This is a genomic window from Parasphingorhabdus sp. (genome assembly GCF_039977335.1).
Taxonomy (GTDB): Bacteria; Pseudomonadota; Alphaproteobacteria; order Sphingomonadales; family Sphingomonadaceae; genus Parasphingorhabdus.
This window is the reverse complement of sequence record NZ_JBDWDI010000001.1, coordinates 554,875-573,961: the sequence shown is the minus strand read 5'-3', so window position 1 is coordinate 573,961 and position 19,087 is coordinate 554,875. Positions and strand designations below refer to the sequence as shown.

18 protein-coding genes are annotated in these 19,087 nt (G+C 53.0%); 8 read left to right on the top strand and 10 right to left on the bottom strand.

What is annotated here, in order from left to right; all coding sequences use genetic code 11:
• Window positions 1–12: 12 nt before the first annotated feature.
• Window positions 13–1,125, top strand: coding sequence for a DUF1176 domain-containing protein (locus ABJM21_RS02770; protein WP_348302924.1), 1,113 nt, complete (start codon window positions 13–15; stop codon window positions 1,123–1,125).
• A gap of 24 nt (window positions 1,126–1,149) precedes the next feature.
• Here the strand turns inward: ABJM21_RS02770 and egtD are convergent, their stop codons facing one another.
• From egtD to gluQRS, 5 genes are all read right to left on the bottom strand, one after another.
• Entirely contained in the window at window positions 1,150–2,109 is a 960-nt protein-coding gene (gene egtD, locus ABJM21_RS02765) for an L-histidine N(alpha)-methyltransferase (RefSeq protein WP_348302925.1), read from the bottom strand.
• 48 nt (window positions 2,110–2,157) lie between these two features.
• Window positions 2,158–3,309, bottom strand: coding sequence for an ergothioneine biosynthesis protein EgtB (gene egtB, locus ABJM21_RS02760; protein ID WP_348302926.1), 1,152 nt, complete (start codon window positions 3,307–3,309; stop codon window positions 2,158–2,160).
• A gap of 201 nt (window positions 3,310–3,510) precedes the next feature.
• Complete coding sequence (locus ABJM21_RS02755) at window positions 3,511–4,089, bottom strand: cob(I)yrinic acid a,c-diamide adenosyltransferase (RefSeq protein WP_348302927.1); 579 nt, start codon at window positions 4,087–4,089, stop codon at window positions 3,511–3,513.
• A 10-nt stretch (window positions 4,090–4,099) separates the two neighbouring features.
• Window positions 4,100–4,330: a hypothetical protein gene (locus ABJM21_RS02750; protein ID WP_348302928.1), complete on the bottom strand. Its 231-nt coding sequence runs from the start codon at window positions 4,328–4,330 to the stop codon at window positions 4,100–4,102.
• Window positions 4,331–4,339: 9 nt separating this feature from the next.
• Window positions 4,340–5,230 carry a tRNA glutamyl-Q(34) synthetase GluQRS gene (gluQRS, locus tag ABJM21_RS02745; RefSeq protein ID WP_348302929.1) on the bottom strand — a complete coding sequence of 297 codons (891 nt, stop codon included), beginning with the start codon at window positions 5,228–5,230 and terminating at the stop codon, window positions 4,340–4,342.
• 97 nt (window positions 5,231–5,327) lie between these two features.
• Between gluQRS and ABJM21_RS02740 the strand changes: the two genes are divergently transcribed.
• From ABJM21_RS02740 to ppc, 5 genes are all read left to right on the top strand, one after another.
• Window positions 5,328–5,894, top strand: coding sequence for an HNH endonuclease (locus tag ABJM21_RS02740; protein WP_348302930.1), 567 nt, complete (start codon window positions 5,328–5,330; stop codon window positions 5,892–5,894).
• A 129-nt stretch (window positions 5,895–6,023) separates the two neighbouring features.
• Window positions 6,024–6,665 carry an OB-fold-containig protein gene (locus ABJM21_RS02735; protein ID WP_348302931.1) on the top strand — a complete coding sequence of 214 codons (642 nt, stop codon included), beginning with the start codon at window positions 6,024–6,026 and terminating at the stop codon, window positions 6,663–6,665.
• Window positions 6,666–6,768: 103 nt separating this feature from the next.
• A complete protein-coding gene (locus tag ABJM21_RS02730; RefSeq protein WP_348302932.1) occupies window positions 6,769–8,598 on the top strand; it encodes a flotillin domain-containing protein in 1,830 nt (609 codons plus the stop codon).
• Between the two features lie 160 nt (window positions 8,599–8,758).
• Window positions 8,759–9,301 (top strand): dihydrofolate reductase family protein, encoded by a 543-nt coding sequence (locus ABJM21_RS02725; protein WP_348302933.1) that lies wholly within the window; start codon window positions 8,759–8,761, stop codon window positions 9,299–9,301.
• Between the two features lie 65 nt (window positions 9,302–9,366).
• On the top strand, window positions 9,367–12,084 hold the full coding sequence (gene ppc / locus ABJM21_RS02720) for a phosphoenolpyruvate carboxylase (protein WP_348302934.1): 2,718 nt from the start codon (window positions 9,367–9,369) through the stop codon (window positions 12,082–12,084).
• A gap of 57 nt (window positions 12,085–12,141) precedes the next feature.
• Here the strand turns inward: ppc and ABJM21_RS02715 are convergent, their stop codons facing one another.
• Window positions 12,142–12,867 (bottom strand): TylF/MycF/NovP-related O-methyltransferase, encoded by a 726-nt coding sequence (locus ABJM21_RS02715; protein ID WP_348302935.1) that lies wholly within the window; start codon window positions 12,865–12,867, stop codon window positions 12,142–12,144.
• Window positions 12,868–13,057: 190 nt separating this feature from the next.
• Window positions 13,058–14,392, bottom strand: a complete 1,335-nt coding sequence (locus ABJM21_RS02710; protein WP_348303364.1) for a cytochrome P450 — start codon at window positions 14,390–14,392, stop codon at window positions 13,058–13,060.
• A 275-nt stretch (window positions 14,393–14,667) separates the two neighbouring features.
• On the opposite strand from ABJM21_RS02710, the gene ABJM21_RS02705 reads away from it, so the two are divergent.
• Window positions 14,668–15,519 carry a hypothetical protein gene (locus tag ABJM21_RS02705; RefSeq protein ID WP_348302936.1) on the top strand — a complete coding sequence of 284 codons (852 nt, stop codon included), beginning with the start codon at window positions 14,668–14,670 and terminating at the stop codon, window positions 15,517–15,519.
• Window positions 15,520–15,664: 145 nt separating this feature from the next.
• On the opposite strand, the gene ABJM21_RS02700 is transcribed toward ABJM21_RS02705, so the two are convergent.
• Window positions 15,665–16,003 (bottom strand): hypothetical protein, encoded by a 339-nt coding sequence (locus tag ABJM21_RS02700; RefSeq protein ID WP_348302937.1) that lies wholly within the window; start codon window positions 16,001–16,003, stop codon window positions 15,665–15,667.
• A 265-nt stretch (window positions 16,004–16,268) separates the two neighbouring features.
• Between ABJM21_RS02700 and ABJM21_RS02695 the strand changes: the two genes are divergently transcribed.
• Window positions 16,269–17,372, top strand: coding sequence for an acyl-CoA desaturase (locus tag ABJM21_RS02695; protein ID WP_348302938.1), 1,104 nt, complete (start codon window positions 16,269–16,271; stop codon window positions 17,370–17,372).
• A 3-nt stretch (window positions 17,373–17,375) separates the two neighbouring features.
• Here the strand turns inward: ABJM21_RS02695 and gspM are convergent, their stop codons facing one another.
• Together gspM and ABJM21_RS02685 are read right to left on the bottom strand one after the other, a co-directional pair.
• Window positions 17,376–17,858 carry a type II secretion system protein GspM gene (gspM, locus tag ABJM21_RS02690; protein WP_348302939.1) on the bottom strand — a complete coding sequence of 161 codons (483 nt, stop codon included), beginning with the start codon at window positions 17,856–17,858 and terminating at the stop codon, window positions 17,376–17,378.
• Window positions 17,855–18,982, bottom strand: coding sequence for a hypothetical protein (locus ABJM21_RS02685; RefSeq protein ID WP_348302940.1), 1,128 nt, complete (start codon window positions 18,980–18,982; stop codon window positions 17,855–17,857). The genes gspM and ABJM21_RS02685 overlap by 4 nt, the downstream gene beginning before the upstream one ends.
• Window positions 18,983–19,087: the final 105 nt, after the last annotated feature.

Sequence of the window (19,087 nt, the reverse complement as noted above, 5' to 3'; positions counted from 1 at the left end):
TAGATTACAATTATGTCCCCTATTATTTCCACTATTGCGCTTATAGCACTTGCAGCAACAACGACCGGCGATGCGCAGCCGGTTCCCGTTCCAGGAGAAGTTAAAGTCTTTAAGGACTGGTCGGTAGGCTGTGACAATGGGGGCGATTGTCAGGCAATTTCTTTAGTTGATGATGTGAGGGGAGGCTTCAAAGAATGGGGCGGACCCATAACTATTGTCCGAACGGCTGGCGCAGACGACATATTGAAAATACGGGTACTGTTGCAGGTCACAGCTATTGAACGCTATCAGGTGGTTGTTGACGGTAGAGTTGTCGATACCGGCGCCATGGCCGAGGGCGATTATCCGATTGAGATTGTCGGGAAAAAGGCTAGAAAAGTAGCCACCGCCATTGCTCGTGGTAGAAAATTAGAAGTTCAGGCTCTGAATGGAGACAGTCTGACAAAAATCTCCTTGGCAGGCTCTACTGCGGCGCTCCGATATATTGATCAGCAACAGCGCAGAGCCCGTACGCCAACCGCTTTGGTCGCTAAAGGCCGGCGTACATTCCGGCCGATCCAAAAAGAAGTCCCGGTCATAACCGTCAACCCGTGGACCCCGGCCAAGCGGATCCCCGCTACTACCGAAATTGTAGATCTGGTTGAGAATTCGCCCTGCAAGGACGAGAGATTTGGGGTGGTCGAGGATCAAATATTTCCGTTGGGCCAAAAAGACGGCCGATATCGTGCATTGATTCTGATGTCTTGCGGTTCCGGTGCCTATAATTTTTCGAGCGCTGCCTATATTGGCGAAATCAGAGGCGATGAGAAAAAAGGGGCGAGTTGGGCCTTCCGCCCCGCGACCTATGACCTGCAACCGGCGTGGAATGGAGAAGGTCGACCACCTTTGCTGGTCAACGCGCATTGGGAAGAAAATCGTCAGATTTTAAGCAGCTTCGCCAAAGGACGAGGAATTGGCGATTGTGGCAGTGCGGAGAGCTTCATTTGGGACGGAGAGAAATTCCGATTGATCGAATCAAGCGGGATGCAGGAATGTCGCGGAGCCTATGAGTGGATCACAACCTGGCGCGCCAAATATCAAAAGGCCGAAGAGCTGGCCGCCCAAAACGAGCTCGAAAGTCAATAAAGACATTCCGGCGTTAAGGCCTAACTAGGGTGCATTTTTGTGAGGATGCGCCTCTGCAAGGATCAGCGAAAAATAGTCTTTTTCATCGCTCCATTCCTTTACAGGTGACCAACCACCAGCCCGCAACATCAACCGCGCATCACGCAAGCCATATTTATGGCTGTTCTCGATATGGATTTTCTGACCCTTCGTCATTTGATGGTGGCGTCCTTCAATCGAGAAACTGACGTCCGACTGCGCCTCGAGATATATTTCAATCCTTGCATAAAGATCATTCCAAGTGGCGATATGGCGGAATTGATCCACCGCGATATCGCCATCCATTTCGCGATTGATCCGGTGGAGCAGATTCAGCGAAAATTGCGCTGTTACTCCGGCGCTATCATCATAGGCTGCAACGAGGACGTCCGGATCTTTGACCCGATCGAAGCCAATGAGTAATTGTGACCCGATACCCAATGTTTCGCGCATGAAACGCAGCAAATCGACCGATGTTCGTGCGACCATATTACCGATGGTCGAACCCGGAAAAAAGCCAAGCTTTGGCATTTCAGCAACCTCATTCGGCAAATTTATCCGCCGCATAAAGTCAGCCTCAAGCGGGTAAATGGGGAGTTGCGGAAATTGGTCTTGCAGTTGTGCTGCGCTGGCAGCCAGAAACTCACCTGAAATATCAATCGGAACATAGGCGGCGGATTGTGTCGCGCGTAATAAATGAGGAGTCTTGGTCGAACTACCAGAACCGAATTCGACTACAGCTCGGCCTTTGCCGCCCCTATCAGCCACGTCGCCACAATAGCTTTCAAGTAAGGCGGTTTCGGTGCGCGTGGGATAATATTCAGGAAGTTCCGTGATCTGTTCAAATAGTTCCGAACCCGCACGGTCATAGAGCCATCGCGCTGGAATGGCATGGCTTTCCTCTTCAAAGCAGCGCCGAACGTCATCGCGAAACGCCGGATCAACCCGGCTAATTGTCATATCCATGAGAAAACCGTCCTTGGCGGTCAGTGTTAAAGATCAGATATCCTTAGATCAGATATCTTTCGCAAGACGCAGGCCCGTAAACTGCCAACGCTGATGGGGGTAGAAGAAGTTACGATAGCTATTTCGAATATGGCCGGGCGATGTCGCCACGCTGCCACCTTTCAAGACAAACTGCCCGGACATGAATTTGCCATTATATTCACCAACTGCGCCTTCGGCTGCCTTGAACCCAGGATAAGGACGATAGGCGCTGCCCGTCCATTCCCAGACACTGCCAATGCCCGGCAACCCATTTTCTGCCGCAATCTCCCATTCCGCTTCGGTCGGGAGCCGAGCGTCTGCCCAGGAAGCATAGGCATCGGCTTCGAAAAGGCTGATATGACGGACGGGCGCACATAGAACCAGCTCGCGCCAGCCTTGCAAGGTAAACTCTTCGACGATGCCATCTCGCTCCCGCCAGTGGAGCGGAGTATGGATTTTCTGTTCCTGTACCCAGGACCAGCCATCGGACAGCCAATAGACCGGATCTGTGTAACCTCCATCAGCAATAAATGCCTGCCACTCGCCATTCGTTACCGGACGATCAGCGATCATATGGGGATGCACCATCACTTCATGTCGGGGGCCTTCGCAATCAAAGGCAAACCCTTTCCCGTTATGACCAACGGATTGAACGCCACTCGCACCTTCAATCCAACCGAGCGGAGTATCGATAATCGCGGGCCGCGGCTTGGGTTCAAGTAACGCCGGGCCGATCGGGTTACATGAGAATAAATGCAATATGTCGGTTAACAGTAATTCCTGATGCTGCTGCTCATGGTGCAGGCCGAGCTCAACAAGGTCCAGCAATGCCGCAGAAAAACCTCCCATTGCTTCGACCATCGCGGCATCGACATGTGCACGGTAGTCCAGCACAGTTTGCAATGATGGCCGGGTTAAAAGGCCGCGCTCCGGCCGGGCATGCCGTTCGCCTTCGGCTTCATAATAGCTATTGAACAAATAGGCATAAGCTTCGTCAAAGACATTATAGCCCCCAACATTGTCGCGCAGTAGGAAGGTTTCAAAAAACCAGCTTGTATGCGCCAGATGCCATTTTGCAGGAGAGGCATCATCCATTGACTGGGCGGTAGTATCAGCATCGCTTAGTCCAGCAATTAATGAAACACTATGCGATCGGATGGTTTCAAACCTGTCCGCCAAATCCCGCTTTCGAGCATTATTTAATACGGTCGTCGGCGTAGTCGTTTTGGTTTCGGCTTGGCGAGAGATCAGTCCTACTCCGTCAATTTGTTCGATGCTTTTAGAACATAGAGCGAACGACCTTAGGGTCAACTGCTTATATTTGCGCCGACAAGGTGCAAATTTGTCGTTTGCGGTGCGTTTAGGCGATGTGCTGCTTTGTTAGCGCGATGCGCCAGGAACCCATAGGATGTCGGCTTTACCGCCATTATTAAGCATCCGACCGAGAACAAAGAGATAGTCCGACAGCCGGTTGATATAGGCCAATGCCTGCGGATTAATCGCCATCACCTGTGCAGCGCCCACGGCGGTTCGTTCCGCACGCCGCGCAATGGCCCTTGCCAGATGAATGGCTGCGGCCGATTTTTCACCGCCCGGTAAAATAAAGCTAGTCAAGGGATCGAGATGATCGTTGACCGCATCGATCTCGCCTTCAAGCCGTTCGACCTGCGAAGACGTGACACGCAAAACCATGTCCGAAGGCGTAAAGTCATCACCCTCACCTGCTGGTGTGGCGAGATCGGCACCGAGGTCGAACAGGTCATTTTGAATCACACGCAGTGACTTTGCCAATTCCGCATCGATAACTTCACAAATCGCAACACCAAGGGCGCTGTTGAGCTCGTCGACATCGCCAATGGCGGCCATACGTGCATCATTTTTGGCTATGCGCGACCCATCGACCAAACCGGTTGTGCCGTCATCGCCAGTTTTTGTATATATCTTGTTGAGCTTGACCATTGCTGTGGTCTTAACTTTGACCGCCAGCAAGCAACAGCAGCAAAGCCACCAGGACCACGGCTATTGCCTGATATTTCACCCGAGCAAACATCATCTCATTCTGTTTCTTGTGGGATGCGGTCACCCCGTCAGCATCAACATCTTCCGGTTCCATGTTAACAAAAGCGATGAGTCCGCGGACCAAAGCATAAACAACAAAACCGGCGGCCAACAAAATCGCCAATATCAATAAATAGCTCATAATCGATAACTAGTCCTTCGACAGAGTGATTCCAACCGGGAAAATATTTTCCCTCAAATCACTGGCTAATGCATAGCCATTCTTACCGTCTTCCCGCAATACGGCTAAAGATGCAGAATCCCGGCTTTTCGACAGCTTATTGCCGGTCTCATCCAGCAATACCGGATGGTGCACATAAATTGGGGTCGGCAAACCCAGCAAGGCTTGCAACAACCGGTGGATATGGGTGGAAGCGAACAAATCCTCTCCGCGCACTACATGGGTTATCCCATCTCGCGCATCGTCCAGAGTAACAGCCAGATGATAGCTGACCGGCGTATCTTTGGGTATTAGCACAACGTCCCCTAGTGCCATTGGATCAGCAATTTGCTGCCCCTGCCTATCATCATGCCAGGTTAGCTCGCCTGTCAGGCCAACTGCCTTTTCCACATCCAGCCGCCAACTATGTGCTTCGCGTTCCATCCTTTCGGCAACCTCATCTCTACCAAGGCCTCGGCAGGTTCCAGGATAAATCGGACCGTCCGGCCCCTCCTCCAAAGCTTCCTTCTCTTGAACAGCCCGCATCGAAGATCGCGTGCAGAAACACGGGTAGAGCAATCCCTCCCTGTCTAGCTGCTTGGCCACTTCCGCATAGCTATCCAGCCGCTGAGACTGAAAAATTGGTTCGCCATCCCAGTCCAGTCCTAACCATCGCAAATCGGCCAATATCGCCTCGATAAATTCCGGTTTGCTCCGTCCGCTATCGATATCCTCGATCCTGAGCAGCAGCTTTCCGCCTCGTTCCCGCGCATAATCATGGGCAACACAAGCGGCGTAAGCATGGCCCAAATGCAACAATCCGTTGGGGCTCGGCGCAAAGCGGACCACAATATCTTGGCTGACATACCCTCTTGACGTCATAGGGCAGATAATGTTCTTTGCATGTCAGTTGTAATGACCATGTCATGTTCTTGCGGATAAAGGGCGGACAGTCAAAGACTAAGGGAGTAGTTAGACTATGTATCATCCCGACCTGTTGCGGCATCCCGAAAGTTGCCCGTCACTGGTGCTGAATGCTGACTATACGCCGCTATCCTATTATCCCCTAAGCCTGTGGCCTTGGCAGACCGCGATCAAGGCGGTCTTTCTGGACCGGGTGAATATTGTCTCAAGCTATGAACGCGAAGTCCATAGCCCCAATCTCGACATGAAAATTCCATCAGTGATTGCGCTGAAAAACTATGTGAAGCCGTCGGAATACCCCGCCTTCACCCGGTTTAACCTGTTCCTGCGTGACAAGTTTTCTTGCCAATATTGCGGCAGCCTCGATAATTTGACATTCGACCACGTCATTCCGCGTCGCCAGAAAGGCCGCACGACGTGGGAAAATGTTGCCACCGCCTGCCTGCCCTGCAACCTGAAAAAAGGTGGCCGGACGCCGAAAGAAGCGCATATGCAGCTTTCGAACAGGCCGATCAAACCGACCAATTGGCAGCTTCAGGAACATGGTCGCGCCTTCCCGCCAAATTTCCTCCATGATACATGGCATGACTGGCTCTATTGGGATATTGAACTAGAAGGATGAACAGATTAATTCTCCTGAAGAATAAATTGTTATAACGTTTATCATCCTTTTTATTTTGATAGAATTTCTGGCTCAACACCTTGAAACCCAAACTATTCATCCTATATTAAGGTAGAGGAGAGGTTTTGCGTGATTGAATTTTGGTTGGCGAATGAGAATATTTTTTTTAGCGCCGCCATCCTTCTCATGTTTGCCATCGGAATATTACAGCTTGTTGGATTAAGCGATTTTGGGCCGGATTTCGGCACCGACATGGATCCCGACGCTGATATTGCCGAAGCTGGCGCAGATGGCGCTGGCCAGGGCCTGCTCTCTCTTTTGGGATTTGGTCGTTTGCCATTTCTCATGCTGCTTGTGCTTTTTCTGGCCTTGTTCGGTATTATCGGACTGGCTGGTCAGGAGTTTTACAGCAATCTGTTCGGATGGCTTCTCACGCCATGGCTCGCCGTTCCTGCGGCGGCTGCCGTTTCCCTGCCGCTTACTGGTTTGTTGGCACGTCCCTTATCACGGGTCATTCCCAGTGATGAAACCACGGCAATTGATATCGATATGCTGGTGGGGCGGCGCGGAAAAATCGAAATTGGCAAAGCGGAGACTGGGTCTCCAGCCCGCGCCAAGGTTATTGATCTGCACGGCCATGGCCATTTTGTGATGGTCGAACCAGCCAATGAAGGCGAGATTTTTCGTCAGGCGGAGGAGGTTCTTCTTGTTCGCCGAGAGGAAGGTACATTCAAAATCATTTCGCCTGATACCGTCAAATTTCTCGAATGAACCCGAACTAAATATTCAACCTCAAATCAGTGCCGCCCGGGAAATCCGCCAGATTGTCCTCTAGTATATTCCGCGCGCTGCACCTCAAAAAAGAAAGAAAAATATGACTGAGAATCTTGTTTCCCTCGCCGTCTATGCCGGCATTATTTTTGTCACCCTGCTCATTTTCGGGTTGATCATTACTCGGCTCTATAAGCGCGCAACCAAAGAAATCGCCTTTGTCCGAACCGGACTTGGCGGTGAAAAAGTTGTAATGAACGGCGGTGCCATGGTGCTGCCGGTCTTGCATGAAACCATGCCCGTCAACATGAACACGGTCAGGCTAGCCGTGGAGCGCAACAATGTTGATGCGCTTATCACGCTCGACCGATTACGGATTGATGTGAAGGCGGAATTTTACGTCCGCGTGCGCCCGGATGCAGGGTCCCTGGCTATGGCAGCACAGACTTTGGGCCTGCGCACCATGCAGCCCGAATCCCTCAAGGATCTCGTCGAAGGTAAGTTTGTCGACGCCCTGCGCTCGGTTGCTGCAGGCATGACAATGAACGAACTGCACGAGCAGCGCGCCGACTTTGTCCAGAAGGTGCAACAAGCCAGCTCCGCCGATCTAGCCATGAACGGTCTGGAACTGGAATCCGTATCTCTGACCGGCCTTGACCAGACGAGCATTGAGCATTTCAACGCCAATAACGCTTTCGATGCCGAGGGTCTGACCAAGCTCACCGAACAGATTGAACTGCGCAAAAAAGCGCGGAACGATATTGAGCAGGATACCCGGGTTCAAATTGAGAGCAAAAACCTGGAAGCGGATCAACGCAGCTTCACCATCGGACGTGACAATGAATTTGCGCGGCTCGAACAGGAACGGGAAGTCGAAATGCGACGTGCTGAACAGGCCTCTGAAGTTGCGAGTGAGCAGGCTGTTCGCAACCGCGAAGCGGAAGAAGCCCGGATTACCGCGAAACAAAAGATCGATTCCACGCAGATCGAAGCCGATCGCGCCGTCAAGGAAGCCTCCATCGCCCAAGAGCAAGCGATCGAAATTGCCCGGCAAGAGCAGCAAATCGCGATCCAGAACAAAAGTCGCGAAGAAAGTCAGGCGAAGGCCGAAGCTGATGAAGCGCGCGCCAAAGCCGTGGCAGCTGAAGAGCAAGTCACGACCTCAAGAGAAACCGAGGTTGCTGACCGCGACAAGCGCATTGAACTGATCGAGGCATCGAAACAGGCAGAACGCGAAGCCATTGGTGTTAAGGTGCAGGCAGAGGCTGAAAAAGAAGCGGCTTCAAACCGTGCTGCCGCGATCCGACTGGATGCAGAAGGCGAAGCCGAGGCCGAGAAATTACGCGCCGAAGCGTCTCGGGTCCGTTTTGAAGTAGAAGCCGCTGGTCAACGGGCCGTAAACGAAGCAGCCAATATCCTGTCATCCGATCAGATATCACTGCAGACCAAACTGGCCTTGCTCAACGTGTTGCCTGAAGTGGTCAAGGAATCGGCGAAACCGATGGAGGCTATCGACTCTATCAAGATCGTACAGGTTGACGGCATCACCCAAAATGGTGGAGGCGGAAACGGCTCCGGCAATGGTGGAGGCGCAAATGGTGGTGGAGGCGGCAATCTTGCCACCGACGCTGTCGCCGCTGCATTATCCTACCGGGCACAGGCACCGGTTATTGACGGGCTGATGAAAGAACTTGGTCTGGACGGATCGTCGCTGGACAGCTTAATCAGCGGAGCAACAGCGGCTGAGGCGGCTTCTCTCGAAGCGGCTCCGCTAGAAGCTCCAGCAAAGGCGCAACCGAAAATGGCTGCCGCACCGGCGAAAGCGAAATCGAAGAAAATCGCTGAACCAAAAACGACAAACCCTGCGCCGTCAAAAGCTGAAAAACCAAAAGGCCCTTGGTCCGAGCAGCAGGACGGTTCAAGTTCAAGCTGATCAGATAATCGTGAAAAAAGAGCCCGCCTTCGAAAGAGGACGGGCTTTTTTCTATGCTGCACGGCTCATCGCTAAGCCGGGGATCACGCCTTCCTGAGTGATGCTCTTCATGATATATTGCCCACTCATTCCCCGGGGCAGCATCGGAAGGATAAGAAATATGGTAACGGGCCATGTGTTCATTGCCACCAGTATTGATGGTTTTATTGCCCGTAAAGATGGCGATCTCGACTGGTTGATGGCATATGATACCGGCGATGAAGACCATGGATATGACGCTTTCATGGAATCGGTTGACGGGCTGATCATGGGCAGTGGTACGTTTGAAAAAGTCCTGACATTCGGCGAATGGCCCTATCAGGGACCAGTGATCGTCATGAGCAGCCGATTGACCGAAAAAGATGTTCCGGAAAATCTGAAAAACAAGGTCCGTATCTCAAATGAGACGCCCGATGCGTTGATGGAAACCCTGGATAAGGAAGGCTGGAGCAAGGCTTATGTGGATGGCGGCAAGATCATTCAATCCTTTCTCCGCGCCGGCCTGATATCCGATATAGTTCTGACGCGGGTGCCCGTTTTAATCGGCGATGGGCTAACGCTTTTTGGCGCATTGGATGCTGATATCAAACTGGACCATATCGAAACCGAGAGCTTCCCATCAGGTTTGATCGGTTCAAAATATAAGGTGCTGAACGAGAACTAGTAATTTCTTCCCTTTTGGCCCCAGATTTTCTTGACCACGTTGTCACAGCGGTGCAGCAACGCGTCATGACTGATAACCTCCCCAATGATTCATCGGCAACACCCTCACTGGTTGTGCGCCAAAATCCCGACATTAAATATCTCGGCAAATTGCTGGGTGATGTGATCCGCAGCTATGGCGGCGAAGAACTATATCGCCGCACCGAATATATCCGCTCGACCAGTGTTGATCGGCATCGCGGACTGGCCGATGCAGATGCGATTGATCCGGGTTTGGATGCGCTTTCACTCGATGAGACTACCGCCTTTGTACGCGGCTTCATGCTCTTTTCTCTGCTCGCCAATCTTGCTGAGGATCGCCAGGGCGTCGCGGCAGAAGAAGGCGCCAGCGTTGCCGAGGCCATCGCAAAACTGGCCAGCGAAGGGGTCGATGAAAAAGCGATTTTGGCATTGCTCGATGATGCCCTGATCGCCCCGGTGCTGACCGCTCACCCCACCGAGGTGCGGCGTAAGAGTATGATCGATCACAAGGCACGCATTGCTGAATTGCTGCTGATGAAAGATGCCGGGGCAGACAATACACCCGAAGGTGACGTGCTCGATGAAGCGATCATGCGTCAGATCGCGCTGCTTTGGCAGACCCGGCCACTGCGCCGCGAGCGCCTGTTTGTGACCGATGAGGTGCAGATTTCGCAAAGCTATATGCGCGATGTATTCCTGCCCGTGTTGCCGAAACTCTATGGCAAATGGGAAAAAGTCCTCGGCGCTCGCCTGCCCAATTTCCTGAGACTTGGCAGCTGGATCGGTGGTGACCGCGATGGCAATCCGTTTGTCGACGCCGATGCCATGCGCGAAGCTTTGTCGCGTGCTGCAGAGACCGTCATCGGCTATTATCTTGCTCGCATCCACGCCATGGGGGCCGAACTCAGCATCTCGACTGAGCTGGCTGATGTACCGGCAGAAGTGGTCGCCTTAGCTGAAGCCAGCGGTGATGATGCGCCAAGCCGCAAGGACGAACCCTATCGCCGGGCACTGTCCGGCATTTATGCGCGCCTGTCCGCCACGCATTTGAAATTATGCGGTCACGTTCCCGGACGACCCTCGCCAATTATGGCCGAGCCTTATGAGAATCCGCAGCAATTGCGTGAAGACCTTGTCACGCTTGCACATGGTCTGCGTTCCGGCGGCAAGGGTGTATTTGCAACCTCAGGAGCCTTGGGACGTCTTATCCGAACGGTCGAGCTATTCGGCTTTCACCTCGCCACACTCGATATGCGCCAAAATAGTCGCATTCATGAGCGCGTCGTTGCCGAATTACTCGCCGAGGCTGGCGTTGAGGCAGATTATCTTTCGCTCGATGAAGACACCCGCGTCAAAATCCTGCGGCAGGAACTGGCGAATAACCGCCCATTGGTAAGCCCATGGATCAACTATAGCGAAGAGACAGCCAAAGAGCTTTCCATATTGCGTGCGGCGACCGAGGCGCATGACCAATATGGGCCTGAAGTTATCGTCAATTACAACATCAGCAATGGCGAGACCGTATCCGACATATTGGAAGTATATGTTCTGCTGATGGAGGCAGGCCTCTACCGCGCATCGGCAGATGAAAAAGCAGCCCCCACCTGCCCCATTATGGCCGTGCCTCTGTTTGAAACCGTCGCCGATCTGGAAAACGCACCGCAGGTCATGACCGACTTCTTTGCTTTGCCGGAAATGCACACCCTCACCCGCGCACGCGGCGCACAGGAAGTGATGATCGGCTATTCTGACAGCAACAAGGATGGCGGCTATCTGACCTCCACCTGGAGCTTGTTCAAGGCGAGCCAAGCGCTAACGCCCGTATTCCAGAAAGCCGGTGTAAAAATGCAACTCTTCCACGGCCGCGGCGGCGCTGTAGGTCGCGGGGGCGGTTCGGCTTTTGGCGCGATCAAGGCGCAGCCTAAAGGCACAGTCGACGGACGCATCCGGATCACCGAGCAAGGCGAAGTCATTGCCGCGAAATATGGAACCATGGGCGTCGCGGAGGCCAATCTCGAAGCGATGACTTCGGCTGTTTTGCTGCGTTCGCTAGAACCCGATCCATCGGATGAGAAAGTTCAGGCCGGTTTTGCCGATGCGATGAACGAAATTTCTCAAACGGCCTTCGCTGAATATCGTGATCTGGTCTATGGTGACGACAGTTTCCGGACCTTCTTTCGCCAGATGACGCCGCTCACTGAGATTGCCAAACTGAAAATCGGATCGCGCCCTGCCAGTCGGACCAAAAGCGACAAGATCGAAGATTTACGTGCCATTCCCTGGGTATTCAGTTGGGCACAGGCGCGAGTGATGCTGCCGGGCTGGTATGGTGTCGGACAGGCGCTAGCCGCTTTTGATGATGTCGAGAAACTCAAAGATATGGCGCAAAGCTGGCCCTTTTTTCAGGCGAGCCTGTCCAATATGGAAATGGTCCTCGCCAAATCTGACATGGGGATAGCCGCTCGCTACGCCGAGTTGGTTGAGGACGAGACCATGCGAGAGGGCTATTTCAATCGCATCCGCTCAAGCTGGGAACAAACCCGCGACATTTTGCTGGAAATTACAGACCAGCCCCATCTGCTCGCGAAGAACCCTTCCCTGTTCAACAGTATCGAGCTGCGCTTGCCTTATATTGAGCCGCTTAACCACTTGCAGATCGAGCTGATGAAACGCCTCCGCGCCGGAGAAGAAGATTCGCGGATTGGTGAAGGCATACAATTGTCGCTCAATGCTATTGCAACTGCGCTCAGAAATAGTGGATAAAGCAGTGGTTCGCTAAAACTGTTCCTGCCGTCCATCCACCGCGACGCGCTGATCGTTTCAGGCTTTGAGCCGCAAGATCGGGTTAGCGCCGTCTTCAAAAGCATATGCCGGGTTTTGCGAGAGAAACTCTTCCACTGCCGTTCTGCAGCCACCATAGTCATGAAAATCATCGATCACGATCACGCCGCCTGGACTTAGTTTCGCTGCAATAGCTTCCAGGCAATAGGCGACAGGTTCATACCAGTCACAATCCACATGGGCAAAAGCGAGCCGATCAACCTTCACGGTGGGCCAGCTATTCTCAAACAATCCCTTGTAGAGAAAAATACCGTTTTCACCGACTATCAGTCCATGGCGAGAGAAGCTGTGCTTAACGTCCGCCAGCAGATCATCCCGGTAGCCATAATATTGCTGACCATCAATACCGCACGATGCGCCTGATTTAATCGCTTCATAACGCGATTTTGATTTGGGGTCGTCTTTCTCAGACGTCGGTTCCGGGATCATGCCAAAAACGTCAAGGCCATGGAATTGACTTGGAATTTGGCGCGCCTGACACTGGCTCGCGATCAGAATGGCAGAACCACCCAGAGCTACGCCAAATTCGGCAAAATCCCCTTCGATATCGCTGACGGATTGCAAAGCTTTCTCAATCCTGAGCAGCTTGGCAGGTGAAAGATAGGTCAGACCTTCCTTCCTGACAGAACGGGAAAGCCGCGAAAGATCATGGCTGACAATTCTGTTACGTAAGCGCCTTGCGAATGGCCGCAATTGTGTGGGCATTGGCATGCACCGACAATAGGTGGAAACGAATGAAAGCCAATTCCATTTCTATCTCGCGCATGACCTCAGAACGCGAAAAATGCACGCTTTTGGGACGAAGCGATCCATAGGGACAGCGCGATCGGGCAACCCGCCAATCGACCACTTCGTCAAAACACGCCTGTTTAGGGCAATGATTGCTGCTTTCGAGCTAGAGCGCTTCCAGCTTGACGGGCAAGCCATCTCTGGGTTGCGGGATCGGAAAAACCTGCCAACTCGGTTCATAGTCCGGCCCACCACTGAGCACGACCCGGTTCTGCGTCAGCATGGCATGCATCAGGATCTTGATCTGCATATAGGCAAAATGCAGGCCCAGACACATATGTGCACCGCCGCCAAAGGGAACCCAGGCATATTTATGGCGACCAGCGCTATTCTCTGGTGTGAAGCGCATCGGATCAAACTTGTCGGGATTGGGCCAGTGCTTTTCCATCTTGTGGACAAATTGCGGACTGATACCAATATTTGTACCCGCTGGAATGGTATAGTTGCGGAAGGTAAATTCTTTGATCGCACGACGCGGAATGCTCGGCACCGGCGGGATCAGACGCAGGGATTCCTTGAACGCCATTTCGGTCAGTTCCAGTTTACCGAGGTCTTCATAGGCAAGCGGCTGCCCCGCAGGCGCTACGCTGAGACATTCTTCGCGCAATTTGTCCTGCCATTCGGGGTTCTTCGCCAGCAAATAGATCATGCTGGTCGCCGAAGAGGTGATCGTATCATGCGCCGCCATCATCAGGAAATTCATGTGATCGACGACTTCGTCTTCGGTCAACAGGCTACCGTCTTCATGGGTTGCGAGACAAATCTGGGTAAAAATATCCTCGCCGCCCTTTTCGCGCCTCTCCTTCACCTGCGGAGTGAAATAGCTCAGCAGATATTCGCGCGCTTTCACGCCGCGCCACATTTTGGTGAACGGAATTGGCGACCGGGCGATGCCGACCGAGGCCTGCACTTCATCCACAAAGGCCTTATTGATTTTGTCGGCTTCCGGTCCCCAGGGAATGCCTAAAATCGCACTCGCCGCAGTGTCCAACGACAGCGATTTGATGGCGGGATAAAATTCAAAGCTGCTTCCGCTCCACTCGGCAACGCGTTCTGTAATTCCCTCATTCAGAACCTTGCAATGATGCTTCATCGGTCCGGGTTTGAATGCCACGGACAACGCCTTGCGGTCAGCACGATGGCGTTCAAAATCCATCAACATCAACCCGCGCGGGAAGAGATTATTGAGCACCGGCCCCCAGCCCTGTTCGCTGGAAAAAATCTTATCCTTGTTGAACATAACCAATTCGGTGGCATCTGCACCCAGCAACATGACATTGTCTTTGCCGAAACTATATGTCCGATAGACCGAGCCATATTTCTCAAACATCTTCCGGCCGAAACCTATAGGGTCTTTGATCACCTGAAGGGTCGTACCGAAAACTGGTATGCCATCTTCGCCAGGAATATGTCCCAATGCTTCTTTGCTCGGTGGTTTCACCCAGTGCGGATTGGCGGTCTCGGTGTAGAGGTGCCCATGGGCTTGTGCTGCGCTGGCCAAAGTGAAAACTCCTGAAATTCTAGGTTATGCCACCCTAATAGCTACTTTCATTAATGTCAGCAAGCATCTGCGTTCATTTCCAATTCAATCCATCAATGTTACAAAATAGGGCAACAGGAAATTTATTCAGACTCGCTGGGCCAAGCCAGTCTAGAATACGAAAAAATCGGCAGGCGCTGTGTATAAGGCGCGACCGGCATCACAGGGGATAAAATATGGCACAATCTTGGATCCGGCAGTTTATCAGACCGGCATTGCTCAGCGGAGCGGTGCTTGGCCTCAGCGCATGTGCCTATGGCGGCGGCTCTTATGGTGACGGTTATGTCAACGGTGCCGACTATGATTGCGATCCTTATGCGCCCTTTGATGACTATTATGCATGTGACAATGGCTATGGCTATGCCAATATCGGATTTGGCGGCGGCTGGTATGACAGGTTTTACTACCCTGGCTACGGCGTCTATATTTTTGACCGGCACGGTTCGCGCTATGCAATGAAGCGCCATCATAAACGTCATTGGTCCCGGAAACGAGCGGAATATGGCTGGCGCAAAGGTGGACGCCGGGGGGAAAGATGGCGCAATCTAACGCCAGAGCAGCGCGCTGAACGTCGCGACCGGCGCGAGGAACGCTTGCAAAATTTGACTCCGGAACAACGCGCTGAGCGTAGCGAACGGAGAGCAGAACGACTGCGTAACCTAACGCCGGAGCAGCGGGCCGAGCGACAGCAGCGCAGAGCAGAAAGACGTGAACGCAGAGCCAATGACGGCAATCGCACAGCGGGCGCCCGCACTGGTCGGGCTGGCTTACGTGACGGTGCGATACGTGGTCAGCGCGGAGGAGAAGCCCGACAAGCACGCCGCACGAATCGCCAGGGTAACAGCGCGCGCAGTCAACCCCGCGGCCAACGAGCAGCGACACAGCAGCGCACCCAGCAAGCTCGTCCTGCAGTTCGGCAAAGATCAGCGCCCGTCGCTCGCAAAGCGCCAAGACCGGCACCTCAGGCACGTGCTGCGCGGCGATCTTCCCGCAGCGAAGTATCTCGGCGAAACGTCAATGACGATTGAGTTTCCCTCCGAAACAATCGCTTTTTTGATCCGACAGCATCGCGGCACCGAGAAAAATCGGAACTAGATCTTCATCAAAAAAGAGCGGAGCCGCACTAATTATATGGAGCGGCTCCGCATTGTTTAGATATCAGTAATAAGGGGGCTATTCGCCAACTGTTACCCGTCCTACGCGATAGCCTTTCTCGCGCATCTCCTTTTTGTAATCCTTGTTGGCATCCGCGATCTCGTTGCGATATTCTTCCATCGCATCGGCGCGGTCTTCGTCATCCGTGGCCCGGGCAAGGTCTTTTTTCAGCTCATGCTCCGCTTCGCGAATATCGGAGACATAATCGAACCAGTAATTATTCTGCACATCCGCAATCGGATGCGTTAAAATCTTTTCATGCGCCCCACGATGGGATGAGTGGGCAGCAGCACCAGCGACCGGCAAAATAATCATCGTCGCGCCAGTGGCAGTCAATATCATAGTGCGAATCTTCATGTTCATTCTCCTTATCGATATTTCGACCGGGACAGAACGAACGAAAAGCGCTTTCCGGTTCATGAACGCGCGATATCGTCCGATGAGATGCTTTGGCGGTGCGGTAAGAGCACAGTTGCGGCAGTATTATTGACCTGATTCCAAACGAAATTTTTTCCATTTCAGCCAATCGCCTCCATATCGGTGCGAATAATAGTTAAGATAATTGTAATCTTTGCCCGAAACCGTTAGTTTCACTGATGTAAATAGTATCAGGGGCAAGCTTATGGCGACCGCGTTTCGTGACATTCAACCGGACAAATTTGAGCCGACGGAAGCCCATCCACAACATGGTGTCATTATCGGTGGCCCTGCCGCGCGGGCTAAACGGATCGAATATGGGATCCTGCTGTCGTCGATGGTCATCGGATCACTCGGTGCGCTTTATTGGACGCTGACCCATGCCACAGGCTGGGTCGAATGGTCGGCCTTCCTGTTTGGCTATGTCCTGATTAACATGGGTGTCGGCATTGGCTATCACCGATTTTATACGCACCGGGCTTTTGAAGCCGGGCCAAAAATGCGCCTCGCCATCGGCATTATGGCGCAAATGGCCTGTCAGGCATCCGTGCTAAAATGGGCCGCGGATCACCGCCGTCATCATGCCTTTTCAGACCGGGTTGGTGACCTTCACAGCCCCTATATTGATGGCCATGGCAAGAAAATGTCGAAATGGAAAGGCCTTGGCATTGCCCATTTCGGTTGGCTGTTTGACAACACGACGTCGGATATGAATGTCTATGGCAAGGGCCTGATCGATGACCCGCAGGTCCTGTGGTGCCATCGCCATCGCTGGTCCATCGCTATTTTTTCCAGTGTGGTGTTTCCGGCGCTTTGGGCACTGGCCTTTGGCGGACCTGAATATATTATCGGCACCATCCTGATTGGTGGATTTTTCCGCAATTTCTTCTTTCTCAACTTCGTTATGGGCGTGAACAGCATTGGCCATGTTTTCGGTTCGCAACGCTTCAAAACCAAAGACGGATCGCGCAATAACTGGTTCATGGCGTGGATGACTTTCGGCGATGGCTGGCACAACAACCATCACCAGCACCCGCGCTCGGCCTATGCAGGTATCATGTGGTGGGAAGTCGATGTGAACGGATATATTATCTCAGCTTGGGAGAAAATGGGCCTGGTCTGGAACGTGCAGCGCGCACCGAAATATATCCGCGATGCCGATGGCAATTGGGTGCAGGCGAAAAAGCAGCACGCACAGCCGAGTTCTGAAGCTTTAAGTCCGGAGACAATGTCTCAGGATGACGGCGGCATAATGTTTGCCGAAGATGCAAAGCCGAGCAAAGTAAAAACGGCGGCCGAAACGCTCTGATATCTAGCTTGGTTGAACCGATCGCAATATCAATGTTGCGGTCACGGTTTCATTGGGCCCAGCATTAACCGCGAGTTCCTCGACCGCTATGCCGCGCCTTTCCAGCATAGCCAGCCAGCCAAACAAGGCGGTTGGTTTGGCAGAAGAAATCGCCAGTTTAACCGTGCCATTGGTTTGCGGGTCCAGCCGCCCGACCGCGAAACCGGCTTCTCCGGCATTCTGGCTAATGAAAACATCCAGCGGTCCAGTAACTGGTTTCACCGTCTTGTCCGCAGGGGCCGTTAAGGCATCAACTTTCGCTTCGATCCGCACCTGACCATCAACAGCTTCCTGATAGCGCTGTTCCGCCGAATCAAAGGCGCTCATGAAGGTTGCAATGACCGCATAATATCCGACCACTAAGGCGAAGAGAACACCGCCCACACCGATTAATATCTTCTCACGCGGACTGAGCGCATGAAACCAGTTTCTGATCGAGTCTATCATGGTGCGCGCACCGTGATATCGGCTTTCGACGATCCTGTTGCATCGGTCCGCGGTGTCGCCGTGATGACAAATCCCGCATTTTGCAGCGCGATTAGCGCCGGGTTCATATCCTCGTTCCTCACGGCCGTGAGTCCAGCAAAAACCGTCCCATCTTTGCGATAGCTGATCCGTTCAATCGACACGCCTTGCGTCTGCTGAACGGCAGAAAACAAAGCGGAAGCGGGAACCGAGAAGGCAATATTGCCGCGGTTTTCCCGGACCAAGCGCTCGTTCAGTAGGCGGTCGGCCTCTTCTACGCTTTCTACGGCTCCAATCACCGGCTCTGCAGCAGCCAGCGCGGCGGCATCGGCATCCGCCGCAGCCCAATGGTATTTGGCCAATTGGATGACCGGGATCAGCAATGAAATGACAACAGCAGCTGCGGCCAGCCACGCCAGTATCCGCTTTTGCGGCGCGGTCATGTACCTATCGACTTTTTTGGCAAAGATACCCGAGCGCAGGTTTAGCGAGCTATTATCTGCCGCACCAATCAATGCCTGATCGATCGACGATTCTGGCAAAACGACTACACGGCCGTCGCCAACCAGATGCGCCCGTAAGGACGGTTCATCAGGAGCAATTATCCGTTCCGTCCGTAAAACGGTTTCGAAACCAAAATCGGCTTCGATCACGGCATCATCCTGAGGTGAGATCAACCACCCCGCCGGGACAATTACATCCGGGTCAATGCCAAGGGTTTGGAGCTGCAATAGTCCATTGGCGATAATATCTTTGCCAACTGACGCTGTTGCCGCCTGCCCGGACTCATCTGCGACCACCGCAATATGCAGATTTTCAGGGCCCAGGCTATTTTCCTCAGCCGCAAGACGAGCCGCAGCCAATGCTTGTTGTTCGGTGAGATCATCCAGTGGCTCATGCCAGCGCACAACCCCCAGTGCCGACGGCATGAGAGCGATATGGATAACCGGTTCGCTCTCGGCAGATGGCAATTTCAAGCCAGCAGCAACCAAGGGGTCTGTATCGCAGCCTTTGGCTTCCAACGCGCCATCCGCCACAAGCCACCATTGCAACGCTTGAACCTCTGTACTGGGAAAGGCTGTTATAAGGACCTGAGATATCGACATTAGTCGTAAAGGGCCCTGTCAAATAAACGAACGATAAGAGGCAGTAACGGATTTTGTTCCAACATGACCTCCCCGACTCGGCTGAAAGAATTTATTGCGTTTATA

Coding starts and splice junctions, on each gene's coding strand:
- gluQRS (WP_348302929.1), bottom strand. CDS start 5,230: ATGACGTCAAGAGGGTATGTCAGCCAAGATATTGTGGTCCGCTTTGCG.
- ABJM21_RS02730 (WP_348302932.1), top strand. CDS start 6,769: ATGACTGAGAATCTTGTTTCCCTCGCCGTCTATGCCGGCATTATTTTT.
- ABJM21_RS02755 (WP_348302927.1), bottom strand. CDS start 4,089: ATGGTCAAGCTCAACAAGATATATACAAAAACTGGCGATGACGGCACA.
- ABJM21_RS02770 (WP_348302924.1), top strand. CDS start 13: ATGTCCCCTATTATTTCCACTATTGCGCTTATAGCACTTGCAGCAACA.
- ABJM21_RS02685 (WP_348302940.1), bottom strand. CDS start 18,982: ATGTCGATATCTCAGGTCCTTATAACAGCCTTTCCCAGTACAGAGGTT.
- ABJM21_RS02725 (WP_348302933.1), top strand. CDS start 8,759: ATGGTAACGGGCCATGTGTTCATTGCCACCAGTATTGATGGTTTTATT.
- ABJM21_RS02715 (WP_348302935.1), bottom strand. CDS start 12,867: ATGCCCACACAATTGCGGCCATTCGCAAGGCGCTTACGTAACAGAATT.
- egtD (WP_348302925.1), bottom strand. CDS start 2,109: ATGGATATGACAATTAGCCGGGTTGATCCGGCGTTTCGCGATGACGTT.
- ABJM21_RS02740 (WP_348302930.1), top strand. CDS start 5,328: ATGTATCATCCCGACCTGTTGCGGCATCCCGAAAGTTGCCCGTCACTG.
- ABJM21_RS02705 (WP_348302936.1), top strand. CDS start 14,668: ATGGCACAATCTTGGATCCGGCAGTTTATCAGACCGGCATTGCTCAGC.
- ABJM21_RS02695 (WP_348302938.1), top strand. CDS start 16,269: ATGGCGACCGCGTTTCGTGACATTCAACCGGACAAATTTGAGCCGACG.
- ABJM21_RS02700 (WP_348302937.1), bottom strand. CDS start 16,003: ATGAAGATTCGCACTATGATATTGACTGCCACTGGCGCGACGATGATT.
- gspM (WP_348302939.1), bottom strand. CDS start 17,858: ATGATAGACTCGATCAGAAACTGGTTTCATGCGCTCAGTCCGCGTGAG.
- ppc (WP_348302934.1), top strand. CDS start 9,367: ATGACTGATAACCTCCCCAATGATTCATCGGCAACACCCTCACTGGTT.
- ABJM21_RS02750 (WP_348302928.1), bottom strand. CDS start 4,330: ATGAGCTATTTATTGATATTGGCGATTTTGTTGGCCGCCGGTTTTGTT.